The organism is Kitasatospora sp. NPDC018619 (assembly GCF_044391605.1).
In the GTDB taxonomy this organism is placed as follows: Bacteria; Actinomycetota; Actinomycetes; order Streptomycetales; family Streptomycetaceae; genus Kitasatospora.
The window spans coordinates 102,066-124,626 of the sequence record NZ_JBISAI010000020.1; the positions used below are offsets into that span (position 1 = coordinate 102,066).

Sequence of the window (22,561 nt, forward strand, 5' to 3'; positions counted from 1 at the left end):
CGGGGCGTGGGGCGGGCCGCCGGGGGGGGGCGGGGTGGGGCGGGGGGGGTTCCGCCGGCTGCGGCCCAGCCCCCCCCGGGGCGGGGGGGGGGGGCCCGGGGGGGGGGGCCCCCCGGCCCCCCGCCCCGCGTTGGGGACGAGGGGGGCATCCTCACCTGGCCCACCTGAACTCCCCGCGAACCGCGCACAACCCTCCGGGTTCCCAAGGGTGTGTGAGGTGTGCCATGGTACATGTCACACCCCCCACCGTTTCGACGGCACGCCCCCACGCGCTGCCGCCACCACGGTCCTCGCCACCCCCACCGGCCGCGCCCCGCGGCCGACGACGGCCCGGAGGCCCATCCGTGAGTCCTTCACGTCCGCTGCGACTCCCGCAGCCGGCACGCCTGTTGACGCTCCTGCTGTCCCTGTTCCTGGCGGTCGGCCTGTTCGCCCCGCAGTCCCACGCCGCCGCGCCCCCCGCCCCCGGCGGCGCGCCGTCCCCCGTCCCCACCGGGCCTGCCCCGCAGCCCGCCCTCGACGCGCCCGGACGAGCCGACAGCGGGCAGCAGCCGGCCTCGCCCGACCAGCGCGCCCCGCTCCCGGTCGACACCCGGCCGGCCGAGGTCCGGCAGAGCGCCAGGGCCGTCGGGCTCGGCGCGGCAGCCGAAAAGCCCTGTACCGTCGCCGACTTCACCGGCCGGACCGGCAGCGACCTGGTCCAGCACATCAAGGCCGCCGACATCCCGTGCGTCAACAGCCTGTTCCAGCTCACCGGCGGCGACGCGCGCGGCGCGTTCCGCGAGGAGCAGATGAGCACGGTGGCCTACGCGCTGCGCGACGCCTCGGCCGGCTACCCCGGTGACAACAGCACCTCGGTCGAGCAGTTGGTGCTCTACCTGCGCGCCGGCTACTTCGTGCAGTGGTACCACAAGGAGGACGTCGGGGAGTACGGCGCCGGCCTCCGGAGCGCGATCCGGTCCGGGTTGGACGCCTTCTTCAACAGCGCGCACTCGCGCGACGTCGCCGCGGGCAACGCGCCCATCCTGGGCGAGGCCGTCACCCTGATCGACAGCGCGCAGGAGAACATCCGCTACCTGCCGGTGGTCAAGCGGCTGCTGGGCGACTACCGCGCCGACACCTGGAACCCGGCCGGCCTGGCCTGGGCCGTCAACCCGGTGTTCACCGTGCTGTTCCGCGGCCACCAGGTGCCCGGCTTCGACACGGCCGTCGAGGCCGACCCGAGCGTGCTGGACGCGCTGTCCGACTTCGCGGTGCGCAACAACGCCCTGCTCGGCGACGCCTACGGGGTGCTGGTCTACAACGCGACCAAGGAGCTCACCCGCTTCCTGAAGGACACCGCCCTCCAGGCCAAGGTCCGTCCGCTCGCCAGGACGCTGGCCGGCGCGTCCGAGCCCAGGGGCCGCACCGTCTACCAGTGGGCCGCGGTCGCCGAGGGCGTCGACTACTACGACGCGGGCAACTGCTCGTACTACGGCACCTGCAACAAGGCCGACCAGCTCAAGGCCGGCGTGCTGACGGTGAAGCACACCTGCAGCCCGAGCATCACCGTGCTGGCCCAGGCGCTGGACGCCACCCAGCTGGCCACCTCCTGCACCAGCCTCAACGGCCAGGACGCGTACTTCCACTCGGTGGTCCGGGACGGCGGCCCGGTCAAGGACGACAACAACGGCACGATCGAGGTCGTGGTCTTCCACTCCTCGCTCGACTACCAGGTGCTCGCGGCCGCGATCTACGGCATCGACACCGACAACGGCGGCATGTACCTGGAGGGCGAGCCGGACAAGGCCGGCAACCAGCCGCGCTTCCTCTGCTACGAGGCCGAGTGGGCCCGCCCGTCCTTCGAGATCTGGAACCTCAACCACGAGTACACCCACTACCTCGACGGCCGGTTCGACATGTACGGCGACTTCGAGGCCGGCATGAGGACCCCGACCGTCTGGTGGGTCGAGGGCTTCGCCGAGTACGTCTCGTACTCCTACCGCAAGGTGACCAACGACGGCGCCATCGCGGTGGCCGGTCGCCACAGCTACAAGCTGAGCGACCTCTTCGACACCGCCTACGGCGACCAGGACCGGGTCTACCGCTGGGGCTACCTGGCCGTGCGCTACATGCTGGAGCAGCACCGCGCCGACCTGGACGCCGTCCTGGCCAAGTACCGCACCGGTGACTGGGACGGCGCCCGCGCCATTCTGAAGACCACCATCGGCACCCGCTACGACGCGGACTTCGACAGCTGGCTGACGAAGTGCGCGGCCGGCGGCTGCGCCACGGACACCCCGGGCCAGCCGCAGCTGCCCGAGTGCGCCGGCACCGACACCCGGCAGCTGGCCGCCGACTGCACCCGCAGCAACGTCGCGGCGACCACGGGCAACTACGCGCACTTCTACCTGCTGGTGCCGGCCGGTACCAAGCAGGTGAAGGTCACCACCAGCGGCGGCACCGGCAACGGCGACCTCTACTACAGCCCGACCGGTTGGGCGTACACCGGGACCAGTGCCACCCACTCGGCCGGCCCGGACAACGCCGAGACGCTGACCGTCACGGACCCGCCGGCGGGCTACGTCTACTTCAGCCTCTACGCCACGCAGGGCTTCAGCGGGGTGAGGGTCACGAGCGAATTCTGAGCCGGGCACGGCAACGGACAGGTGACCGCCCCCGGCGGAGCGCTGCGGCGCCCCGCCGGGGGCGGGTCCGCGTCCGCCGCCCTTCCGCGGGAGGCCCTGTTGGCCCGCCCGCGCCTTCCACTGTCGTCGCAGAGCACGGACGACGGTCAGGGGAATACCGCGGGCCGCCCGGATGCTAAGGTGGTTGAAAGTTGGACTACCTGGGATGTGGTGATCAGCATGCAGTTCGGAATCTTCTCCGTCGGCGACGTGACGACCGACCCGACCACCGGCCGCACCCCGACCGAGCACGAGCGGATCAAGGCGATGGTCGCCATCGCCCGCAAGGCCGAGGAGGTCGGCCTGGACGTCTTCGCGACCGGCGAGCACCACAACCCGCCGTTCGTCCCGTCCTCGCCGACGACCATGCTCGGCTACATCGCCGCGCAGACCGAGCGCATCATCCTCTCCACCTCGACCACGCTGATCACCACCAACGACCCGGTGAAGATCGCCGAGGACTTCGCGATGCTCCAGCACCTGGCGGAGGGCCGGGTGGACGTCATGATGGGCCGCGGCAACACCGGCCCGGTCTACCCGTGGTTCGGCCAGGACATCCGCCAGGGCATCCCGCTCGCGATCGAGAACTACGCGCTGCTGCGCCAGCTGTGGCGCGAGGAGGTCGTGGACTGGCAGGGGCGCTTCCGCACCCCGCTCCAGGGCTTCACCTCCACGCCGCGCCCGCTGGACGACGTCCCGCCGTTCGTCTGGCACGGCTCGATCCGCAGCCCCGAGATCGCCGAGCAGGCCGCCTACTACGGCGACGGCTTCTTCGCGAACAACATCTTCTGGCCCAAGGAGCACTTCAGGAAGCTGATCAACCTGTACCGCGAGCGCTTCGCCCACTACGGCCACGGCACCCCCGAGCAGGCCGTCGTCGGCCTCGGCGGGCAGGTGTTCATGCGCAAGAACTCCCAGGACGCGGTGCGCGAGTTCCGTCCGTACTTCGACAACGCGCCGGTGTACGGGCACGGGCCCTCGCTGGAGGAGTTCACCGAGCAGACCCCGCTGACCGTGGGCAGCCCGCAGGAGGTCATCGAGAAGACGCTGACCTTCCGCGAGACCTTCGGCGACTACCAGCGCCAGTTGTTCCTGATGGACCACGCCGGCCTGCCGCTGAAGACGGTGCTGGAGCAGCTGGACCTGCTCGGCGAGGAGGTCGTACCGGTGCTGCGCGAGGAGTTCGCCAAGGGCCGCCCGGCCGAGGTGCCGGACGGGCCGACCCACGCCGCACTGGTCGCGGCCCGCGACGCGGCGGACGAGAAGAAGGACGAGAAGGCGGAGGTGGCCAGGTGACCGCGTTCAAGCTGGTGGTGGTGAGCGCCGGGCTGAGCAAGCCGTCCTCGACGCGCCTGCTGGCGGACCGGCTCGCCGAGTCGACCGTGCGCCGCCTCGCGCTCCAGGGGCGGGAGGCGGAGGTCACCGTGGTCGAACTCCGGGACCTCGCCGTGGACATCGCCAACAACTTCGTGACCGGGTTCCCGGCGGCCGGGCTGCGTGCGGCGATCGAGGCGGTGACGCAGGCGGACGCGCTGATCGCGGTGACGCCGATCTTCACGGCCTCGTACAGCGGTCTGTTCAAGTCCTTCTTCGACGTGATCGACAACGACGCGCTCACCGGCAAGCCGGTGCTGATCGCCGCCACCGGCGGCACGCCCCGGCACTCGCTCGCCCTGGAGCACGCCGTGCGCCCGCTGTTCAGCTACCTGCGCGCGGTGGTGCTGCCGACGGCCGTGTACGCGGCCACCGACGACTGGGGCGCGGCGGGGGACGGGCTCACCGACGGCCTGCCGCGCCGGATCGACCGGGCGGCCGGCGAGCTGGCGGCCCTGCTGGCCGGGCGCGCCCCGGCGGTGCCGGCGCCGGCCGAGCGGGTGGTGCCGTTCGCCGAGCAGCTGGCGGCGCTGAAGGTCTGAGCAGGTCCGGGGGCGGGTGCGCGGGGAGCGCGCCCGCCCCCGGCGCGTCCGGGGAGGCGGCCGGCCCGGCGCGTTCAGGAAGGCGCCCGCCCCGGCGCGTCCGGGCCCGTGCCCAGGGGCGAACGGCCCCGCGGGAAGCGCGCCGTCGGGGCCTTTCGGCCCACCCCGTCGGGGTCCTTCGGCTGCGCGTCGGCCGTGCCGGATTGTCCGCTTTGCGGTGTAATCATTCCCATGATCAGATTAGTCCTGGTCCGTCCCCCGTTCGGCGTCCCCGCGCCGCGGCGGGAGCGGCTGCCGTGAGCCTGCTGCGGGAGAACCCCGTCCTCGCGCTGTTCGTCTGCCTGGCGCTCGGCTACCTGCTCGGCAAGCTGCGGGTCGGGCCGATCCAGCTCGGCGGCATCTGCGGCACGCTGATCGTCGCCATGCTGATCGGCAGCCGGCACGTCAGCGTCCACGCCGACGTCAAGAACGTCGCCTTCGCCCTGTTCATCTTCTCGCTCGGCTACATCGCCGGGCCCCAGTTCTTCGCCAACCTCAACGCCAAGGGCCTGCGCTTCGCGGTGCTCTGCGTCATGGAGGCGGTGCTGGTCGTCGGGATGGCCTACGGCATCGGCAAGGCCTTCGACCTGGACGTCGGCACCGCGGCCGGGATCCTCGCCGGGGCGGCCACCGAGTCGGCCGTGGTCGGCACCGCGCAGGAGGCGATCTCCAACCTCTCCGGCCTCAGTGCCGACCAGGCCGCCCAGCTGCAGAACCACGTGGCCGCGGCCTACTCCGTCTGCTACCTCTTCGGCCTGGTCTCCATCGTCCTGCTGACCAGCCAGATCTTCCCGCTGGTCATGCGGATCAAGCTGCCCGACGCCTCCCGGGAGCTGTGGCAGAAGCTGCGCGGCGGCCAGGGCTCGCAGGCCGGGGACGAACAGCCCGCACTGCCCCCGCTGGTCGGCCGCACCTACCTGGTCTCCCAGGGCGAGGGCTCGACCATCGCCCAGGTGGAGGAGATCCAGCCGGGCCTGGTCACCGTCGAGGGCGTCCGGCGGGCGGGCCGCACCCGCCACCCCGAGCGGGACTTCCGGCTGCGCCGCGGCGACCTGGTGCTGCTGGTCGGCCGCCGCGAGGCGGTCATCGACACCGGCCACGACCTGGGCCCGGAGACCTCCGGCGTGCCCGGTCTGGACAGCCCGCTGGTCGTCCGCGACGTCGTCCTCACCAACCGGGACTACGTCGGCCGGACGGCCGGGGAGGTGGCGGCGGAGCAGCCGGCCACGACCGCCGGGATCTACCTGACCGACGTCCAGCGCGTCGACCAGCACCTGCCGGCCGTCGCCGACACCGAGCTGCGCCGCGGCGACACGGTGACCGTCACCGGCTCCCGGTCGGCCGTCGAGCGGTTCGCCGCCAAGGCCGGCGTCGGCATCCGCAAGGACGCCATCGACTACATCTACATCAGCCTCGGCATCTGTGTCGGCGTGCTGATCGGCCTGGTCACCGTGCACGCCGGGAACGCCGCGCTCTCGCTCGGCACCGGCGGCGGCTGCCTGGTCTCCGGCCTGGTCTTCGGCTGGTTCCGGGCCCAGCGGCCCACCTTCGGGGCCTACCCGCCGGTCGCCGCGCAGACCGCCAAGGACCTCGGGCTCTCCGTCTTCATCGCCGTCACCGGCCTGGCCGCCGGCCCGGACGCGGCCGCGCTGCTCCGGGACCACCCGGTGCTGCTGCCGCTCTCCGGCATCCTCATGGTCACCGTCCCCGCGGTGCTCTCGCTGGTCGTCGGCCGCAGGCTGCTGCGGATCGAGCCGCCGATCCTGGTCGGCGCCATCGCCGGCCAGCAGTGCAGCACCCCGGCGATCACCACGGTCACCAACATCGCGCAGAGCAGCATCCCGATGCTCGGCTACACGATCACCTACACCATCTCCAACTTCCTGCTCCCGCTGACCGGTCCGATCCTGGTCGGCATGCTCGGGGCCTGAGATGACGAGGCGTCAGGACCACCGTCGCCGCGGCCGCCACCGCGCTGCGCGCGACCGTCCTGTGCGCGACCGTCCTGTGCGCGACCGCCCTGTGCGCGACCGCCCTGCGCGGGACCGTCACGACCGCCACCGCCACAACCGCCGTCGAGTACCGCCGCCGCACCGCGGCGAGAAGGGAACGGGCCCGTGGGCTGGATCACCGACCACGTCTTCAAGCCGTACCCGGAACTGCTGATCTTCCTCACCATCGCGATCGGCTTCCTGATCGGACGGATCCACTACCGGGCGATCGGCCTGGGCGCCGTCACCGGCTGCCTGGTCGCCGGGCTGGTCACCGGCTGGGCCGTCGGCGTACCGGTCAACGGCACGGTCAAGTCGGTGTTCTTCATCATGTTCCTGTTCGCCCTGGGCTACAAGGTCGGGCCGCAGTTCTTCCGCGGCCTCAGACGGGACGGCCTGCCGCAGGTCGGCGTCGCCCTGGTGGTCTGCCTGGTCGGCCTCGGCGTCTGCTACGCCTTCGCCGCCATGCTCGGCTACGGCCCCGGGCTCGGTGCCGGGCTGCTCGGCGGAGCGCTCACCCAGTCGGCCGTCATCGGCGTCGCCCAGGACGCCATCGGCCAGATCCACGGGCTGAGTGCCGAGCGCCTCCAGGAGGAGCAGAACCTCGTCCCCGTCGCCTACGCCGTCACCTACCCGCTCGGCACCATCCTCTGCGCCGTCCTGCTGGCCAACATCGCGCCCCGGCTGATGCGCAGCGACCTCGCGGAGGAGAGCCGCGAGCTGGCCGTCGAACTGGACGCGCCGGAGAGCGACCCGGACCTCGGCGAGGGCTACTACGAGGTCGTGCTGCGCGCCTTCACCGCCGTCGGCGGCCTCGTCGGGCACACCATCGAGGCCGTCGAGGAGCAGCAGCGGCGGCTCGGGCGGCGGATCTACATCACGGGGGTCCGGCGCGCGGGGGAGATCCTGGCCCACACGCAGCAGACCGTCGTCGAGCGCGGCGACGTGCTCGCGGTCAGCGCGCTGCGGCACGACCTCGTCGAGTTCGACCCGGCCGCCGCCATCGGGCCGGAGGCCGACGACGCCGGGCTGCTCGGCTACCGCACCGAACAGCTGCACGTGGTGGTCTCCGAGAAGTCGCAGGTCGGGAGGACCGTCGCCGAGGTGCGCCGGGAGCCGTTCATGGTCGGCGTCTTCATCGACAAGGTGTACCGCTCCGGCGCCGAGTTCCCGTACCGGCTCTCCACCGAGCTGGAGCGCGGCGACACCCTGGTGCTCACCGGGCCCCAGCGGCTGGTCGACCCGGCCTGCCGGGCCCTCGGCAAGCCGGTGCCGACCAGCTTCGCCACCGACATGACCTGGGTGGGCCTGGGCATCTTCCTCGGCGGCTGCATCGGCATCCCGGCGCTCACCGCGGGCGGCGTGCCGATCAGCCTCTCCACCTCCGGCGGCGCGCTGATCATGGGCCTGGTCTTCGGCTGGCTCCGCGGCAGGTACCCGACCTACGGGAACGTGCCGCCCGGCGCCCAGTGGTTCATGGACACCTTCGGGCTCTGCGCCTTCGTCGCCATCGTCGGCATCAACGCCGGCCCGGGCTTCACCAGCGGCCTCGCGCAGGCGGGTTGGGGGCTGCTGGTGTGGGGCGCGGTGGCCACCGTACTGCCGCTGGTCGCCGGGCTGCTGGTCGGGCGGCTGGTGTTCCGGATGCGCACCCCGATCCTGATGGGCGTGGTGGCCGGCGCCCAGACCACGACCGCGGCCATCGGTGCCGTCAACGAGGCCTCCCGCAGCCAGATCCCGACCCTCGGCTACACGATTCCGTACGCGGCCGGAAACGTGCTGCTGACCGTCTGGGGCGCCGTCATCGTCGCCCTGCTGGGCTGAACGCCCTTTCCTCCAAGGAGAGTTGAGAACACCATGACGAAGCCCACCATCGGTCGCGAGGAGATCCGCCGGCTGGCCCGGCTCAGCCCCTTCGAGCTCAAGGCGGAGTTCGTCCGGCTCGCCGAGGCCTACCAGCGCAACCAGCCCGGGCAGAAGGAGAAGTCCACCGCCCACATGCTCAACGCCGGGCGCGGCAACCCGAACTGGGTCTGCACCGGCCCCCGGGAGGCCTTCCTCGCACTCGGCCACTTCGCGCTGGGGGAGAGCCGCCGGGTCTGGACCGCCGACGACCTCGGCGGCATGCCGGAGCGGGCCGGCATCGACGGCCGTTTCGACGCCTTCGTCCGCAGCCACCCCGAGCTGCCCGGCATCGAACTCCTCCGGCGCAGCGTCGAACTCGCCGTCGACCGCTTCGGGTTCGAGCGCGAGGCCTTCCTCCACGAGCTCGCCGACGCCGGCATCGGCGACAACTACCCCGTCCCCGACCGGATGCTGGTGCACGCCGAGCAGATCGTCCGCGGCTACCTCCAGGAGGAGCTGATGGACCGGCGGCCCCCGTCGCCGGGGCAGCCCGAACTCTTCGCCACCGAGGGCGGCACCGCCGCGATGTGCTACGTCTTCGACTCCCTGATGAAGAACGGCCTGCTGCACAAGGGCGACAGGATCGCACTGATGGTGCCGGTGTTCACCCCGTACATCGAGATCCCCGAGCTGGAGGACTACGACTTCGAGGTGGTCCGGATCGAGGCCAACAGGCTGGTGGAGACCGGGGTGCGGGAGTGGCGCTACCCGGCCGAGGAGGTCGCCAAGCTGGCCGACCCGCGGATCCGGCTGCTCTGCCTGGTCAACCCCAGCAACCCGCCCTCCCTGGCGCTGTCCCGGCAGGTCACCGAGCAGATCAAGCAGATCGTGGCCACCGCCAACCCCCACCTGCTGATCGTCACCGACGACGTCTACGGCACCTTCGTCGACGGCTTCCGCACCCTGGCCGCCGAGCTGCCCCGCAACACCCTGCTCGTCTACTCGTACTCCAAGCACTACGGCGCCACCGGCCACCGCCTCGGGGTGATCGGCCTGGACCGGGACAACGTGGTCGACGAGCTGATCGCCGCCCTTCCGGCGGATCAGCAGGAGCGCCTCGCGAAGCGGTACGGCAGTCTGAGCCTGGAGCCGGGGAAGATCCGCTTCATCGACCGCCTGGTCGCCGACTCCCGGCAGGTCGCGCTCAACCACACCGCGGGGCTCAGCCTGCCGCAACAGGTCCAGATGGTGCTCTTCTCGCTGTTCGCGCTGCTGCCCGAGGGCAAGGCGTACAAGGCACGGGTGCAGGGGATCGTCCGCCGGCGGCTCGACCTGCTGCTGGAGGGCTCCGGGATGAGGATCTCGGAGGACCCCGGCCGGGCCGGCTACTACGTCGAGCTCGACCTGCTGGCCGAGGCCGAGCGGGTCGCCGGGCCGGGCTTCGCGTCCTTCCTGGAGAAGAACTACGAGCCCACCGAGCCGCTGTTCCGGCTCGCCGAGCAGACCGGGGTGGTGCTGCTCAACGGCGGCGGCTTCGACGGGCCCGAGTGGTCCGTACGGGTCTCGCTGGCGAACCTGGACGACCTCGACTACCTGAAGATCGGGCACCACCTGAAGCAGATCTTCGCCGACTACCGAGCCGAGTGGGAAGCCGCCCAGGCGATCCGAGGAGCATCGTGACCATGCAGCCCGACCTGCTGGGCGGGGGCCCCGCCCCGGCCCCCGCCTCCGCACCCGTACCTGTCGGCGCCCCGGACCCGGCCCCGCAGGCGGTGCTGTCGCCGCTGACCGGCGCGGCGATCTTCCTGGTGCTCACCGTCCGGCCGGGCGGCGAGGCCGCCGTCCGCGACCTGCTGCCCGACCTCGCCGGGCTGCGCCGCTCCGTCGGCTTCCGGGCCCCCGAGGGCGGCCTCACCTGTGTCACCGGGATCGGCTCCGACCTCTGGGACCGCCTCTTCGACGGCCCCCGGCCGGCCTGCCTGCACCCCTTCCAGGAGGTGGCCGGCCCCCGCCACCGGGCCCCGGCCACCCCCGGCGACCTGTTGCTGCACCTGCGGGCCGAGCGGATGGACCTCTGCTTCGAGCTGGCCGGGCAGCTCGTCGGCCGGCTCGGCGGGTCGGTCGCCGTGGCCGACGCCGTCCAGGGCTTCCGGTACTTCGACGACCGGGACCTCCTCGGTTTCGTCGACGGCACCGAGAACCCGGAGGGCCGGGCCGCGGTGAGCGCCGCCCTGGTCGGCGCGGAGGACCGGCAGTTCGCCGGCGGCAGCTACGTCGTCGTCCAGAAGTACCTGCACGACCTGGACAAGTGGAACGCCCTGAGCGTCGAACAGCAGGAGGGGGCGGTGGGCCGCACCAAGCTCACCGACATCGAACTGCCCGACGACGTCAAACCCGCCGACTCCCACGTGGCGCTCACCGTGATCACCGGCCCGGACGGCGAGGAGCGGAAGATCGTCCGCTTCAACATGGCGTTCGGCTCCTTCGACCGGGGCGGGGAGTCCGGCACCTACTTCATCGGCTACGCGGCCGACCCCGGGGTGACCGAGGAGATGCTGCGCAACATGTTCGTCGGCAACCCGCCGGGCACCACGGACCGGCTGCTCGACTTCTCCACCGCCGTCACCGGCGGGCTGTTCTTCGTCCCGACCGCCGACTTCCTCGACTCCCCGCCGCCGGCGCCGTCCGGCGACTCCCCGCCACCGGCGCCGCCCGGCGCCTCCGACCCCGACCCTGGCCCCGACCCCGGTCCGGCTTCCGGGGACGGCTCGCTCGGCATCGGCAGCCTCAAGCAGACCTCCTGAAACCAGCCCCGAACAGGACCGCGCCCATGAACAACCTCCACCGGGACCTCGCCCCGATCTCCGCCGCCGCCTGGGCGGAGATCGAGGAGGAAGCCCGCCAGACCTTCAAGCTCCACATCGCCGGCCGCCGGGTGGTCGACCTGGCCGGCCCCGACGGAGCCACCCTCGCCGCCGTCGGCACCGGCCACCTGACCGCCGTCGACCCCCCGACCGACGGGATCCAGGCCCGCGCCCGCACCGTCCAGCCGGTGGTCGAACTGCGCGTGCCCTTCACCGTCCGCCGCGACGCCGTGGACGACGTCGAACGCGGCTCCCGGGACTCCGACTGGCAACCCGTCAAGGACGCCGCCCGCAAGCTCGCCCTGGCCGAGGACCGCGCCCTCTTCGAGGGCTACCGCGCCGCCGCCATCGAGGGCATCCGCGCCGCCTCCACCAACCCCCCGGTCCAGCTCCCCGAGGACGTCCGCGAGTACCCGGAGGCCGTCAGCCGCGGCCTCACCGCCCTCCGCCTCGCCGGCGTCGGCGGCCCCTACTCACTCCTCCTCGGCGCCGCGGCCTTCACCGCCGTCAACGAGACCAGCGACCACGGCTACCCCGTCCACAACCACCTCGCCCGCCTCCTCGACGGCGAGATCATCTGGGCCCCGGCGATCGAGGGCGCCTACCTGCTCTCCGCCCGCGGCGGGGACTTCGAGCTCCACCTCGGCCAGGACGCCTCGGTGGGCTACCTCTCCCACGATGCCGAAACGATCCAGCTCTACCTCCAGGAGAGCCTGACCTTCCGGGTCTACACGGGAGAGGCGGCCGTCGTCCTCCGCGGTTAGCACCAGATCGAGCTCGACGCGAGGAAGTCGGCGGCTATGTGGACTATGCAGATGAACGTGCTCATGGCGCACTTGCTTTCTGGTCCGATTCGGTCGGCAGGGCCGCTGGTGGCGTAGAGCTTCGCACACCTGGGCGACAAGATCCAAATCGGCATCCGAACCCCGAACGTGGATTCGACTAATGGCGATTATATGAAGATTACGATCCTGCGTTGGCAATCGCCGATCGGATCCGTGCGGCCTCGTCCGCGATGCCGACCTGTTCCGCCAAAGTGAGGGCCGCTGTCAGATGGGCGAGGGCGGCCGGCCGGCTTCCGGCCGCCGCCTCGCAGCGGCCCAGGCCGCGCAGCGCGGCCGCCTGTTCGCGGGCGGTACCGATCGAACGTGCCAGCTCCAGGGCAAGGGCGTGCTGCTCCCGGGCCTCTCTGTGCCGACCGGCGGCGAGCAGGGTCTGGCCGAGCCCGTTACGGCCGTCAGCCTCGTGGCGGACTGCTCCGAATTCGCGGAAAGTCGTGAGGGCCGACCGGTAGAGCGCGAGGGCGGTTTCGAGTTCGTCCGGGATGTCCAGCGTTTCCGCGAGGTTGGCGCGGGCGATGGAGAGATCCAGTGGAGGAATGGCTTCGCGTACGGTTCCCAGTATCTGTTCGAAGATTTCCCGTGCTGCTGCGATTTGCCCGGCGCTGAGGTGGAGCTCCCCCTCATTGTTCAGGATGCGGAATTCGAGAATCCGGTCGGCGAACTTCCGGGCCAGTGGCAATGCGGTCCTGTAGACGGCGCGGGCCGATTCCTCGTCCCCCACCGACCGGTGCAGGATGCCGATGTTGACGAGGCAGCGCGTGGCGTTCCACTGGTCGCCCTGCTCCTCTCGAATGGCCAACACTTCCTGTTGGATCGCCAGCGCCTCATGGAGTCGGGTCTGCTCCCAGCGCAGCCGGCCGAGCAGGTTGAGGCTGTTGGCCACCGCGTCCAGGTCGCCGTCCGCGCGGGCGAGGCCGAGTCCGCGTTCGAGGGCTGCGGCGGCCGGCTCGTAGTGGGAGGCGTTGGCAAGCGTCGCTCCCAGATCGATCAGTGCCCGTGCCTCCTGCCGGTGGTTCGCCTGCGACCGCCAGTGGGCCGCCGCCGCTCGGTGCAGGTCCTGCGCCTCGTTCCAGTAGGCCTCGGCGTCCAGGTGCCCGGCCAGGACGTGGGCGAGCCAGGCGCCCTGCTCGGCGAGTCCGGCCCGGCGTGCGTGCGTGGCCAGGGCGATCAGGCCGGCGTGTTCGACATTCAGCCAAGTCCGCGCGCTTTCCGGAGAGTTCAGCTCGATGTCGCTCAACAATTCCGCCATGCCGGCGAGTTGTTGATCGTCCGGGAGTCGGGTCCTCGGTCTATGGGGATAGAGCAGCCGGTCCGCCCGGTCGGCGGCGCGCAGGGCGAAGTGGAGCAGCCGTTCGGTCGCGGCTTGCCGTTGATCGTGTTCCACTCCCAGGGCCACCGAGAACTCGCGCAACAGATCGTGCAGTTGATAGCGGTCGGGTGAGATTTCGATGATCATGTGAACGTTCAGGAGCGCCTCAAGCACCTCGTCCGTCTTGTCGAGCTTCCATCCGAGCAAGGCCGCCGCCGCCTGAACGCCGAAGTCCGGTCCCGGGTGGATGCCCAGAAGCCGGAAAGCCGATCGCTGGTTGGCGGAGAGGCAGCGGTACGACAGCTCGAAGACCTGGACGATGCCGCCCGAATTGGTGCGGATCTCCGCGAGTCGGCCGCCGCCCTCGCGGGAGAGGCGCCGGGCGAGGTGTTTCAGGCTCCAGGACGGGCGGCCCTTGAAGCGGCTGGCGACCAGCTCCACGGCGAGCGGTAGGCACCCGCAGCGCTCGACGATCCTGATGACGCTCTCGGTGTCCGCAGAACGCTCGGGGCCCACGACGTTGGTGAACAGTGCCACCGCGTCGTCCACCGTCAGCACGTCCAGGAACACCGGCCGGGCGTCGGGGAGCTCGGTGAGCCGCTGGCGGCTCGTGACGATCACCAGAGCGGTCGGCGCGGGCGGCAGCAGCGGGCGGACTTGAGCGGCGTTAGAGGCGTCGTCGAGCACGACGACGGCTCGGCGCGAGGACAGCACTTCGGCGCACAGGGCGAACAGCTCGTCCGCGTCGAGCGGGATGGTGGTGGCGGGCACGCCCAGGCGCCTGAGCAGCAGGGCGCCCGCGGCCTCCGAGGCCAGCGGCGGCTGGTTGCCGACGTGGGCACGCAGGTTGAGGTAGACGTAGCCGTCCGGGAAGTGCTCGCGCATGAGGTCCGCGGCGTGCAGGGCGAGGGTGGTCTTGCCGACTCCGGGCATGCCGAGGATCGCCGAGACGGTCACGACGCCCCCCTGGGCGAGCCGGGCGTCCGGGCCGGGCAGCACGCGCCGGAGGTCGTCCTCGCGGCCGATCAGCCGGTGCCGACCGGGGGCCCCTTTCGGCGGCACGGCCGGCGGGTCGGGGGCCAGGGTGGCCGTGGTCCGCTCGGGCGCTCCCGGGAGTGGTTCGCCGCGCAGCATCCGCTGGTGGAGGCCGGTGAGGGACTCGCCGGGCTCGGTGGCGAACTCGGCGTGGAGCAGGCGGGCGACGGCCGGGTAGACGGCCAGTGCGTCGGATTGTCGGCCGACGGCGTAGAGCGCCGTCATGAGGTGGCCGGCGAGCCTTTCGTCGGCGGGCCGGTCCTCGCGCAGGGCGGTGAGTTCGGGGATCAGCTCGGCGAAGCGGCCGATGCGCAGGTCGATCTCGATCCGGCGCAGCGTGGTGATGAAGTGCTGGTCGGTCATGGCCGCGCGGGTGGTCTGGGCCCAGGCGCCGGGCAGGCCGGCCAGCGGTTCGCCGCACCACAGGCTCATGGCCCGGCTCAGGACGGTTCTGGCCTGGTGGTCCTGTCCGTTCTCGGCGAGTCGTCCGGCATTGTCGGAGAGGTCCAGATAGCGGTGCCAGTCGATCAGCAGAGGGTCCGCCTGCAGGGTGTACGTATGCGACTTGGTGTCGATCGTCGGCGCTTCCCGGAGGTTCTTCGTTCCACTGGACCGGGCTGCCCGCCTCAGGAGTCCGCGCAGGTGGGAAACGTGGCTGTAGAGGCTGCTCAACGCGCTGGGAGGAGGGTCTTCGCCCCACAGTCGGTACACGAGCGACGTATGGGAGAGAGGCCTCCCGACCTCCAGGGCCAGAGCGGCCAGCAACTGCCGTCGTTTGTCGGACGGAATCGCCAATGGCTCTCCGTTCACCGACAGTTCAACTGAACCCAGGAGATGGAACCTCATGCGACGCCCCCCGCCGGTTGGCTACCAGCTTGCCGTGTCGCGGGTGAGCATCGCACGCCTCTGGGCGATCGACCATAGCATCGAAGCACTTCTCGAAGGGTTCCTTTGGGAATAGCCTAGGACTGACGTCATGTCACCTGGTAATGCACCGCGGCTTATTCGTCCGAGGCAAGGGGGAGCCAGTGACAGGATCGACCGTGTTCGGCGGGTGCCCGTGAACGACGTCAACCTGCCGTACGGAGTGGTACGGAACTCGCTGGCCGGCGCGGTGACGGTCTCCGGCCCGGTGGTGCAGGCCGGATCGATCCACGGCGGACTGCATCTGCACGGCCCGCCAGCCCTGCCCACACCACGCCAACTCCCGCCGTGTCCCCGCAGGTTGATCGGGCGGGAGGCGGACCTGGCCGCACTGGACCGCTCCCTGCCCCCGGCCGTCGCAGCGGACGTCACCGTGGTGGTGACCGGCCCCGCCGGGGTCGGGAAGACGGCGCTGGCCGCCCAGTGGCTGCGCGGTCAGGCCGACCGCTTCCCGGACGGCCAGCTCTACGCCGATCTGCGCGGCTACGCGCCCGGTGGCCCCGCCGACCCGGCCGAGGCCATCGGCGGCTTCCTGCGTGCCTTCGGGATCTCGCCGGTACCCGGGAGCCTGGAGGAGGGCGCCGCGCTCTGGCGCTCGCTGGCGGCGGAGCGGCGGATCGCGGTGCTGCTGGACAACGCTTCGACGGCGGCCCAGGTGCGGCCGCTGCTCCCCGGTGCGGACCACACGGTGGTCGTGGTGACCAGCCGCCGCCGGCTCACCGGACTGGGCATCGACGGCGCGGTGTTCCGGCCGCTGATCCCGCTCGCGCGGGAGGCATCCGCCGAGATCCTGGCCGAGCGGGTCGGCAAGCGTCGGGTGGTCGACGAGAGCGAGGCCGCAGCCGAAGTGGTGGAGGCCTGCGCCGGGCTGCCGCTGGCGATCTGCCTGGCGGCCGCCCGGATCGCGGCGCGTCCGGCCCAGTCTCTCGCCGCGACCGCGCAGATGCTGGGGCGCGGTACCGACCGGCTGGCGGTGCTGAACGTCGAGGGGGAGACGGTGCAGGACCTGCTGGACGCCTCCTACGGGGTGCTGGAGACGGGGGCCGCCCGGCTCTACGGCCTGCTGGGCCTGCTGCCCTTTCCCGAGTTCACCTTGGAGAACGCCGCCGTCCTGGCGGACGTGGAGCCGGCCGTGGCCGACGGACTGTTGGACGCTCTCGTCGACGTGCACCTGCTGGAGGAGCGCGGACCGGAGCGGTTCCGCTTCCACGATCTGGTCCGGCTGCACGCCGAGGCCCACGGACGGGAACTCCGGGAGGGCGAGGCCGGCCGTCGCGCGCTCGACCGGCTCGTCGACTGGTACCTCGCCTCCACGACCGCCGCCGAGGCGGTGATCTCGCCGAGCCACCGAACGCTCGACCGTGACTACCGCACCCGATCGCGCCACCCGGCCAGGGAGTTCGCGGACGACGTAGAGGCCGTGGGCTGGCTCGACGAGGAACGCGACCGTCTCGCCGACGTGCTGCGCTGGTGCGAGCAGCTGGACCGGCCCGCGGCCGCCTGGCAACTCGCCGACGCCATGTGGCCGTTGTTCCTCAGACTCCGCCCGGCCCGGCTGTGGGTCGAGGCCCACCGGATCGGCCTGCGGGCAGCCCGGGCGGCCGGTGACCGCGCCGGCGAGCTGCGGATGCTCACCTCGGGCGGGAACGGCCTGCGGAACGCGGGCGACTGGGAGGAGGCGGCGCGCTGGTTCACCGACGCTCTCGGACTCGCCCGCGAGACGGAACGCCCCCTGGCCCAGGCGGACGCGCTGTACGGGCTCAGCCAGACCCACCGGATGGCAGGCCGCCTGGACGAGGCCGCCGAGTGCCTGCGCCAGGTGGTGGAGCTCCGGGAGGCCGAGGACTACCTGCGCGGATCGGCGCTGGCCCGGCTCGCGTACGGCGAGGTGACGCTGCTTGCGGACCGTCCGGCGCAGGCCGTCGCCCCCATCGAGCGGGCGCACCACGAGTTGGCCTCGATCGGTGATCACTACGAGGCGGCCCGCGCGCTGGCGTTCCTGGGGTTGGCGCACGGAATGCTCGGTGCGTACGACCTTGCCGACACCTGCCTGGAGGAGGCCCTCGCGGGCTTCCGGGCCCGGCTCTCGGCGCACTGGGAGGCACGGACGCTGGAGTTCGCGGGGCAGGTCGAGGAACGGCGTGGTCGTCCGGACGCTGCGCGGGCCCGCTTCGAGCAGTCCATGGCCCGCTACCAGGAGGCGGGTGCCACGGCCGAGGCGGCCAGACTGGCCGACCGCCTCGCCGCGTACGCGGACGACTCCGCCGTCACCCGCCCTGCCGGCCCACCGGAGGCGTGACGGGGTCGAGCCACGGGACAGCGGCGCTGACCCGGTGGAGTTCGGTGAGCGCTCGTCCGGCCGCCAGCCAGGCGTGCGCCAGCGAGCCGAGGGCCGTCGGGGGGACGGACCCTTCGGCCGGGGCGGAGGTCCGCAGGACGAGCCGGTCCCCGTTCCGGGCGAGCACCACGACTGCCCCCGGGCGGTGTTCGGCGGTGGCCACCGCACACCCCGGATGCGTCGACAGCAGCTCCGTGAGCCGCGCGCGGGCGTCCGCCCGCGGGACCGGCCCGAGGTGGAGTACGTCGGCGTGCCGGCGCCAGCGGAGCCCGCCGGGTTCGGCGAGGTCGAGCACGAGGTGCTCGTCCACGAATCCGGGGCCCGACCGTTCCCCCGGCCTCGTGGAGGCCGGGACCGTGGCCAGCAGCCCGTGGTGGACACCGAGGGCGGCTGTCACGCGAGCTTCGAACAGCATGGTCGCCGAGCTGCCGTACGCCGGGCCGCCGTACGCCGACGAGCCGACCGGCACCAGCCGCACCGTGTGCAGCGCGGCGTTCATCCGGCCTGCCGGGACTCGGCCGCCGCGATCGAATCCAGCGGGTCGGGCAGAGGCAGCGGCTCCGGGGCCGGGGTGTGGGCCGGCTGGCCCAGCCCGAGGATCCGGTAGAGCAGCCGACGGGCGTTCCGGTCGAAGCGGCCCGGCTCGGAGCTGATCCGGGAGGCGACGGCGGCGTACTCCTGCGGGCGGTACTGCTCGGCGGCGTAACCGAGTTGGTCGACGAGGGCGTGTCCGGGGCAGAGCGCGGGCGCGATGCGGGCGAGTTGTGCTGCCGGCGAGCGCGGGTTGACGTGGCGGTGCGGGTACTCGGCGAGCAGGACCGGAGCACCGGTCATCGCACCGTACAAGGTGACCGAACCGTGGTCCCCGATGATGAAGTCGGCGGCGACCAGCAGAGGCCGCCAGTCCACCTCGGGCGGGACGACCGTGACGGCCCCGCGGGCGGTGGCCCGCGCCCAGGAGCGCACCGCGAACGCGCTGTGCGCCGCCGCGATGTTGGGGTGGGTCAACAGGACGGCCCGGTAGCCGTCCCGCGGCAGTTCCGAGGCCAGCCTCGGGAGTACGGCGTCGAGTCGGGTGAAGAGCGAGCCGTCGCCCCAGGTGGAGCAGACCAGCACGAGCTTCTCCTCCGGCCCCAGCCCCAGTGCCGCCCGATGGAGAGCGCGGTGCGGCAGCGCGGCGGCGATCCGGTCGTAGCAGGGGTCGCCGACCACCGTGGCGATCGGGACGGCCTCCGGGCAGCTGCGCCGGAGTTCGAGCAGTTCCTCCTCGTGGGCGAGGGCGAAGGAGGCGGGGACGAGCCGACCCTCCCAGTACAGGTACTCCGGACCGAGGCCGATCGCAGCCCGCTCGCCGTCCGGCGTACCGCGCCGGGACAGCTTGATGTTGCCGGCCCCGTGCGGCAGACGGACGACCGGGCCGCGCAACTGCTCCATCCCCTGCGAGCCGGCTGCCAGCACGAGGTCGAACTCGCGCCGGGTCGCCTGCTCCCAGGGCAGTACGGCGCCGCCCAGCGCCCGAAGGACTTCGGTGGCGCCGCGGTTGAACGTGTGCGGCGCGACCGTGAACTGGACGTGGACCCGCAGGTCCGAGGCGAGCAGCGCGTAGAAGTCGTGCAGCCGCTTCGCGTACACCATCGTCTGTGCGACGACCAGCACCTCCTTGCGCTCCCGCAGCGTCTCCCACGGCCCGTTGTTGCTCCAGGCCGCGCCGCCTCGGTCCCCGTTCGTCGATGTGGTGTCCTGTTCCCCGTGCACCAAGGTCATCCGTCTCCCCCTCCTTGATCCCAGGTCGGGGCCGTCGGCGGGCCCCGGGTCGATGGTCCCCGGGCCGCCTGACGGATTCATTGACGAGACCTGGTGGCGGCTTGCGGAAACCTTGTGTCCGCTTTCCGGCGACGTCGCCCGGCCGGGGCAGGCACCGGGAAGGGTACTGAGTTCCTTTACCAGGGGTACTGAGTGCCGTATTCTCTTCGTGGAGCCTCTGACGCCAGTCGAAGAGAGCCGACACGGTATGCCGGTCCAGGTGGCGCTTGCCGCGCGTGGGCCACGCCCGGGCCGGACTTGGCACTCAGTACCCTCGGCATGCCTGAGGCCATGGATCCAGTGCATCCGTGCACCCGTGACAGGAGAACCGCTCATGAGCTTGAGGATCGTCGTCTGTGTGAAGTACGTGCCGGACGCGACGGGGGACCGTCGTTTCTCGGACGACCACACCACCGACCGGGAGGGTGTGGACGGCCTCCTGTCGGAGCTGGACGAGTACGGCGTGGAGCAGGCGCTGCGGATCGCGGAGGCGAACGAGGGTGCCGAGGTGACGGTGCTGACGGTGGGGCCGGACGACGCGAAGGACGCGTTGCGCAAGGCGCTGTCGATGGGGGCGGACAAGGCCGTGCACGTGAACGACGAGGACATCCACGGTTCGGATGTGATCGGGACGTCGGCGGTGCTGGCGAAGGCGCTGGAGCAGACCGGGTTCGACCTGGTGATCGGTGGTATGGCGTCGACGGACGGGACGATGGGGGTGCTGCCGGCGCTGCTGGCGGAGCGTCTGGGGGTGCCGCAGGTGACGCTGCTGTCGGAGGTGTCGGTCGAGGGCGGCGTGGTGCGGGGCCGTCGGGACGGTGACGCGGCGACGGAGCTGGTCGAGGCGGAGCTGCCGGCGGTGGTGTCGGTGACGGACCAGTCGGGTGAGGCCCGGTACCCGTCGTTCAAGGGGATCATGGCGGCGAAGAAGAAGCCGGTGCAGTCGCTGGACCTGGACGACCTGGGGATCGGGGCGGACGAGGTCGGTCTGGCGGGTTCGTGGACGGCGGTGGAGTCGGTGGCGGCGCGTCCGGCGCGGACCGCGGGCACGGTCGTCAAGGACGAGGGCGAGGGCGGCAAGGCGCTCGCGGGCTTCCTCGCCGACCAGAAGTTCATCTGAGCCGCCCCACCATCCCCCCGACCCAGCGAAACACGGAGACATTGAGCAATGGCTGAGATTCTCGTCCTGGTGGACCACGCCGACGGTGCGGTCCGCAAGCCGGCCCTGGAGCTGCTGACCCTGGCCCGCCGCATCGGCGAGCCGTCCGCTGTCGTCCTCGGCGCCGGTGAGGCGGCGGCCGGCATCGCGGCGAAGGCCGGCGAGTACGGCGCGGCGAAGGTGTACGTCGCGGACGGCGCCGAGTTCGCCGACCGGCTGGTCGTCCCGAAGGTGGACGCGCTGGCGCAGATCGCCAAGGCCAACGACGTGGCCGCGGTGCTGGTGACGTCCTCGGGCGAGGGCAAGGAGGTCGCCGCCCGGGTCGCGCTGCGGATCGGCTCCGGCATCATCACCGACGCCGTCGACCTGCGGGCCGGCGACCAGGGGCCGATCGCCACCCAGTCGGTGTTCGCCGCCTCGTACACCGTCGACTCCCGGGTGAGCAAGGGCGCGCCGGTCGTCACCGTCAAGCCGAACGCCGTCGCCCCGGAGGCCGCCCCGGCCGCCGGCGCGGTGGAGAACGTGGCCGTGGAGTTCACCGGCAACGCCGCCAGGGTGACCTCGCGCACCCCGCGCGTCTCCTCGGGCCGTCCCGAGCTGACCGAGGCCGCGATCGTGGTCTCCGGCGGCCGCGGGGTCGGTGCCGCCGAGGGCTTCGGCGTGGTCGAGGAGCTCGCGGACGTGCTCGGCGCGGCCGTCGGCGCCTCGCGCGCCGCCGTGGACGCCGGCTGGTACCCGCACAGCAGCCAGGTCGGCCAGACCGGCAAGCAGGTCTCCCCGCAGCTGTACGTGGCCAACGGCATCTCGGGCGCCATCCAGCACCGGGCCGGCATGCAGACCTCGAAGACCATCGTGGCCGTCAACAAGGACCCGGAGGCCCCGATCTTCGAGCTCGCCGACTACGGCGTGGTCGGCGACCTCTTCGAGGTGCTGCCGCAGCTCACCGCCGAGGTGAAGGCCCGCAAGGCCTGAGCCAAGCCTGAGCCAACCCGAGCCGGGCCTGAGCCAAGCCTGGTCCGGGCCGGGACGACAGTGGAGGGCGTGGCGCCGAGTGGTACTCGGTGCCACGCCCTCCGGCGTCCTCCGAAGGCCCGCTCGGCGGGGTCAGTCCGCGACGAAGGCCGCGAGGTGCTGGGTGAAGCCGCCCTGCGCGGGCGGCAGCGGGCGCGGTTCGGGGTCCTGCGGCAGCGGCGGCTCCTCCACCGGCAGCAGCCGCAGCTCCGGCTGCTCGGAGCCGGGGGAGGAGAGCAGCCGCACCCGGGTGCCGACCGGCACGGTGCTGCGCATCCCGTCCACGATGCACCAGACGTCGAAGCCCTCCGCCATCCGGATCAGCGACTTCTGACGGACCAGCGGCGTGCGGGCCTGCTCGACGGCGCAGCGGCGCACCACGCCGGTGCCCTCGCTGGGCTCCAGCCTCAGGTCGGTGGAGCCGCAGGTGGGGCAGAGCAGCCGCTGGAAGGTCGGGTTGTTGCACCACGCGCAGCGCTGGAAGTACAGCGTCGTGCTGCGGGTGTCGGCATCGATGGCTGAGTGGACCACGCTGTCATCTCCCTGCGCTCGGACCGGCTTCGTGCGGTGGAACTGCGGCGGCGGTACGCCGGAAGTTCGGCACGAAAAGGATAGGGAACTCAGTGCCGCCAAGGGAAGGCACTGAGTTCCCTTTTTGCCGCGCGCATGCATAATGAAGGGTACTGAGTACCGTCGTGAAACAGGAGTGGCGATCATGAGCCAGGACTTCGATCTCTTCCGGGTCTCCGAGGAGCACGAGATGCTCCGTGAGGCGGTGCGTTCGCTGGCCGAGGCGAAGATCGCTCCGTTCGCGGCGGA

The 22,561-nt window shown here is 72.0% G+C and carries 15 protein-coding genes; 11 read left to right on the plus strand and 4 right to left on the minus strand.

The features are described 5' to 3' along the window. Window positions 1–344: 344 nt before the first annotated feature. The 8 genes from ACH5AR_RS27585 to ACH5AR_RS27620 all read left to right on the plus strand — a co-directional run bounded on the left by ACH5AR_RS27585 (window position 345) and on the right by ACH5AR_RS27620 (window position 12,085). The gene (locus ACH5AR_RS27585; protein WP_396304208.1) at window positions 345–2,627 is read left to right on the plus strand and encodes a M9 family metallopeptidase; all 2,283 of its coding nucleotides are present in this window, start codon (window positions 345–347) and stop codon (window positions 2,625–2,627) included. 219 nt (window positions 2,628–2,846) lie between these two features. Continuing rightward, window positions 2,847–3,962: an LLM class flavin-dependent oxidoreductase gene (locus ACH5AR_RS27590; RefSeq protein WP_396304209.1), complete on the plus strand. Its 1,116-nt coding sequence runs from the start codon at window positions 2,847–2,849 to the stop codon at window positions 3,960–3,962. Then, window positions 3,959–4,582 carry an FMN reductase gene (locus tag ACH5AR_RS27595; protein WP_396304210.1) on the plus strand — a complete coding sequence of 208 codons (624 nt, stop codon included), beginning with the start codon at window positions 3,959–3,961 and terminating at the stop codon, window positions 4,580–4,582. Before ACH5AR_RS27590 ends, ACH5AR_RS27595 begins: the two co-directional genes overlap by 4 nt. 296 nt (window positions 4,583–4,878) lie before the next feature. Next, window positions 4,879–6,552, plus strand: a complete 1,674-nt coding sequence (gene aspT / locus ACH5AR_RS27600) for an aspartate-alanine antiporter (protein WP_396304211.1) — start codon at window positions 4,879–4,881, stop codon at window positions 6,550–6,552. Window positions 6,553–6,738: 186 nt separating this feature from the next. Beyond that, window positions 6,739–8,436, plus strand: a complete 1,698-nt coding sequence (gene aspT, locus ACH5AR_RS27605; protein ID WP_396304212.1) for an aspartate-alanine antiporter — start codon at window positions 6,739–6,741, stop codon at window positions 8,434–8,436. Between the two features lie 33 nt (window positions 8,437–8,469). Continuing rightward, window positions 8,470–10,137, plus strand: coding sequence for a bifunctional aspartate transaminase/aspartate 4-decarboxylase (locus ACH5AR_RS27610; RefSeq protein WP_396304213.1), 1,668 nt, complete (start codon window positions 8,470–8,472; stop codon window positions 10,135–10,137). 2 nt (window positions 10,138–10,139) lie between these two features. Beyond that, window positions 10,140–11,261: a Dyp-type peroxidase gene (locus ACH5AR_RS27615; RefSeq protein ID WP_396304229.1), complete on the plus strand. Its 1,122-nt coding sequence runs from the start codon at window positions 10,140–10,142 to the stop codon at window positions 11,259–11,261. A gap of 26 nt (window positions 11,262–11,287) precedes the next feature. Next, entirely contained in the window at window positions 11,288–12,085 is a 798-nt protein-coding gene (locus ACH5AR_RS27620; protein WP_396304214.1) for a family 1 encapsulin nanocompartment shell protein, read from the plus strand. Between the two features lie 199 nt (window positions 12,086–12,284). Here the strand turns inward: ACH5AR_RS27620 and ACH5AR_RS27625 are convergent, their stop codons facing one another. Continuing rightward, complete coding sequence (locus ACH5AR_RS27625) at window positions 12,285–15,353, minus strand: AfsR/SARP family transcriptional regulator (RefSeq protein ID WP_396304215.1); 3,069 nt, start codon at window positions 15,351–15,353, stop codon at window positions 12,285–12,287. Window positions 15,354–15,561: 208 nt separating this feature from the next. On the opposite strand from ACH5AR_RS27625, the gene ACH5AR_RS27630 reads away from it, so the two are divergent. Then, the gene (locus ACH5AR_RS27630) at window positions 15,562–17,730 is read left to right on the plus strand and encodes a tetratricopeptide repeat protein (protein ID WP_396304216.1); all 2,169 of its coding nucleotides are present in this window, start codon (window positions 15,562–15,564) and stop codon (window positions 17,728–17,730) included. Here ACH5AR_RS27630 and ACH5AR_RS27635 read toward each other — a convergent pair. Further along, window positions 17,699–18,268: a hypothetical protein gene (locus ACH5AR_RS27635; protein ID WP_396304217.1), complete on the minus strand. Its 570-nt coding sequence runs from the start codon at window positions 18,266–18,268 to the stop codon at window positions 17,699–17,701. The genes ACH5AR_RS27630 and ACH5AR_RS27635 overlap by 32 nt on opposite strands. Then, complete coding sequence (locus ACH5AR_RS27640; RefSeq protein ID WP_396304218.1) at window positions 18,265–19,533, minus strand: hypothetical protein; 1,269 nt, start codon at window positions 19,531–19,533, stop codon at window positions 18,265–18,267. The genes ACH5AR_RS27635 and ACH5AR_RS27640 overlap by 4 nt, the downstream gene beginning before the upstream one ends. Window positions 19,534–19,906: 373 nt before the next feature. Here ACH5AR_RS27640 and ACH5AR_RS27645 point away from each other — a divergent pair, with 373 nt between their 5' ends. Together ACH5AR_RS27645 and ACH5AR_RS27650 are read left to right on the plus strand one after the other, a co-directional pair. Then, window positions 19,907–20,692 (plus strand): electron transfer flavoprotein subunit beta/FixA family protein, encoded by a 786-nt coding sequence (locus ACH5AR_RS27645; RefSeq protein WP_396304219.1) that lies wholly within the window; start codon window positions 19,907–19,909, stop codon window positions 20,690–20,692. Window positions 20,693–20,740: 48 nt separating this feature from the next. Next, a complete protein-coding gene (locus ACH5AR_RS27650; protein WP_396304220.1) occupies window positions 20,741–21,703 on the plus strand; it encodes an electron transfer flavoprotein subunit alpha/FixB family protein in 963 nt (320 codons plus the stop codon). A gap of 132 nt (window positions 21,704–21,835) precedes the next feature. Here the strand turns inward: ACH5AR_RS27650 and ACH5AR_RS27655 are convergent, their stop codons facing one another. Beyond that, a complete protein-coding gene (locus ACH5AR_RS27655; RefSeq protein WP_396304221.1) occupies window positions 21,836–22,273 on the minus strand; it encodes a hypothetical protein in 438 nt (145 codons plus the stop codon). Window positions 22,274–22,561: the final 288 nt, after the last annotated feature.